This window comes from Mesorhizobium sp. M7A.F.Ca.ET.027.03.2.1 (assembly GCF_003999175.1).
In the GTDB taxonomy this organism is placed as follows: Bacteria; Pseudomonadota; Alphaproteobacteria; order Rhizobiales; family Rhizobiaceae; genus Mesorhizobium.
In genome coordinates, this window is sequence record NZ_RZOM01000772.1 from 1 (window position 1) to 3,013 (window position 3,013).

A 3,013-nucleotide genomic window follows, 5' to 3' on the forward strand; every position below is an offset into this window, starting at 1 on the left:
CCGCATTGCCGGTCACCTGCAGCCGGACGTCGTCGAGGCCGTTGGTGGTGTCTTCCTTGATGGTGATGCCGAGCGCGTCGGCGGTGTTGACAACATCGATCGCTAGTCTACACTCAAAATTGTATACAAAATAGCATGCCAAATCAAAAACAATGGGAACACCGGTTGGAGAGCCGAAAAATGAACAGAACCAGAAACGTTAGCATCGTTGCGATGGCGGGCCTCATGGCTTCGTTCGCAGCCCCCGCCATGGCGGGCGACACCATCACCGTCGCCTCATGGGGCGGCACCTACCAGGAGGCGCAGACCAAGGCGTTTTTCAAGCCGACCGCCGACGCGCTCGGCATCACCATCAAGGAAGACACCACCAACGGCCTCGACGACGTCCGGCTGCAGGTGACCGGCAATGCGGTGAAGTGGGACATCACCGAACTTGGCGCCGACGAATGTGCGCGCGGCTCGAAGGAAGGGCTGTTCGAGAAGCTCGACTACGGCATCATCGACAAGAGCGGCATCAACCCGAAGCTTGTCCACGACGACTGGGTCGGCATTTCCTACACCTCGGTCGTGCTGATCTACCGGACCGACGTCTTCGGCGACAAAGGCCCGAAGACCTGGGCCGATTTCTGGAACGTGGAAAAGTTTCCGGGACGGCGCGCGCTGAGCGGCAGCCAGGCGACGGAAACGCTGAGCGTTGCCGCACTGGCCGAGGGCATTCCGATCGACAAGGTCTATCCGGTCGATATCGACGGCGCGTTGAAGTCCGTCGACAAGATCCGCGGCAATGTCGACGCTTGGTGGACCTCCGGCGCCCAGGCCATGCAGCTGGTTAAGGACGGCGAAGTCGACATGGCGAGCATCTGGAACGGCCGCGCCGGCACGTTGAAAAAGGAAGGCGCGCCGATCAGCTTTTCCTTCGACCAGGGCGTGCTGACCGCCGACTGCATGGTCATCCCCAAGGGCTCCAAGAACAAGGAAGCGGCCATGAAGGCGCTGGCGATGTTCGTCAGCCCGCAATTGCAGGCCAATCTGCCGCTCTATGTCGACAATGGCCCGGTCAACGAGAAGGCTTTCGAGACTGGCAAGATCCCGCAGGACAGGATCAAGGACATCAATTCGGCGCCCGAAAACGTCAAGAAGCAGGTGTTGCAGGATGCAGAATTCTGGCGCGACAACCTGGTCGAGGCGACGGAAAAGTTCAACAATCTGATCCAGCAATAGGCTGCGGCCGCAATCCAAACCACGGCAGGGCGACGCCTCGCCCTGCTTTCGCCGCCTCAGCCCCTGGGAGAGAAAAATCTTGTCCATTGCGCCATCCGCGTTGCCGATCGGCATGCGCGGGATCGAGAAACGATTTGGCAGCGTGCCTGTGCTGCGCGACCTCAACCTCGATGTCGAGGCTGGTGAATTCCTGACGCTGCTGGGGCCTTCCGGTTCCGGCAAGACGACGCTGCTGATGATCCTGGCCGGTTTCGTGCGGGCCAATGCCGGCTCGATCAGGGTCGGCGGCGACGAGATCATCACCACGCCGCCGCACAAGCGCAACATCGGCATGGTGTTCCAGAACTACGCGCTGTTTCCGCATATGAACGTCTTTCACAACATCGCCTTTCCGCTGAAGCAACGCGGCGTCGCCGCCGCCGAGACGGCCGAGCGTGTCGAGAAGGCACTCGATCTGGTGAAATTGCAGGGACTGGGCGAGCGCCGGGTCGACCAACTCTCCGGCGGCCAGCGCCAGCGCGTGGCGCTGGCGCGCGCCATCGTCTTCGAGCCGCGCATCGTTCTTATGGACGAACCCTTGTCGGCGCTCGACAAGGGCCTGCGCGAGCACATGCAGATCGAGCTGCGCGCCCTGCATCGGCGGCTCGGCATGACCACCGTCTATGTCACGCACGACCAGCGCGAAGCCATCACCATGTCGGACCGCATTGCTGTCATGAACGGCGGACGCATCGAACAGCTCGACAAGCCCGAAAGCCTCTACGCCAGGCCGCAAACGCAATTTGTAGCAGGCTTCATCGGCGAATCGAATTTCATTCCGGTCGAGTGCCGCAACGGCTCCGTCTGGTACGAGGACCGAAGAATCCATACGGCGGCGGCGACGCCGGCGGCAGGCCAGTACCTGATGGTGGTGCGGCCGGAAAAGCTGCGGCTCTTGGCAACCGCCGAACCGACAAGCGGCGTCAACGTGCTCAACGCGACGCTCAGTGACATCATCTATCAGGGCGACAGCTTCGTCTGCTATGCCGTGCTGCGCGACGGCCGGCAGCTGACTTTGCGCGACTATTGCCGCAGCGATGTGCTGGCGAAAATGCCGGCGCCCGGCCAGCCAGTCTCGTTCGGTCTCGATGCGCAGGACACAATCCTGGTAGCGGCAGACTGATGAGCGCGCAGACCGCCGTCATGCAGGAGAATGCCGGCCGCGCGGGCCCGGATTTGAACACGCAGGCGCTGCGCACGGACGCGCGGCGCGAGTCGTTGCGGCTGCTGGCGCTGCTGTCGCCGAGCCTGTTGCTGGTCTTCGCCATCATCATCGTGCCCATCGGCTGGCTGCTCTGGCTGTCGCTGTTCGACGAAGCGGGCGGCTTCAGCGCCGCCAATTATGCGCGATTCTTCGAGCAGGCCTCCTACATCAAGACCTTTGTCACCACCTTCAAGGTCGCCTTCATCGTCACCGGCGCCTGCGTGCTGCTTGGCTATCCCCTGGCCTACATGCTGTCGCAACTGCCGCGCCGCGCAGCGTCGATCTGCCTGATCTTCGTCATCCTGCCGTTCTGGACATCGGTCCTGGTGCGCACCTATGCCTGGCTGGTGATCCTGCAGCGCAGGGGCCTGATCAACAGCTGGCTGATCGACCTCGGTGTGATCAGCCAGCCGCTATCGCTCGCCAACAATTTTTCGGGCGTCGTCATCGGCATGACGCATATCCTGCTGCCGTTCCTGGTGCTGCCGCTTTACGCCTCGATGAAGACAATCGACACCGACTGCCTGCGCGCCGGCATGAACCTCGGCG

At 62.2% G+C, this 3,013-nt stretch carries 3 protein-coding genes; all 3 read left to right on the forward strand.

All coding sequences use genetic code 11. The features are described 5' to 3' along the window. Window positions 1-180 precede the first annotated feature (180 nt). Entirely contained in the window at window positions 181-1,221 is a 1,041-nt protein-coding gene (locus tag EN750_RS26540; RefSeq protein ID WP_127328099.1) for an ABC transporter substrate-binding protein, read from the forward strand. Window positions 1,222-1,300: 79 nt separating this feature from the next. Beyond that, window positions 1,301-2,383, forward strand: coding sequence for an ABC transporter ATP-binding protein (locus tag EN750_RS26545; RefSeq protein WP_127398375.1), 1,083 nt, complete (start codon window positions 1,301-1,303; stop codon window positions 2,381-2,383). Further along, on the forward strand, window positions 2,383-3,013 hold a 631-nt coding region (locus EN750_RS26550), incomplete at its 3' end, for an ABC transporter permease (protein ID WP_145967930.1). The genes EN750_RS26545 and EN750_RS26550, both read left to right, overlap by 1 nt.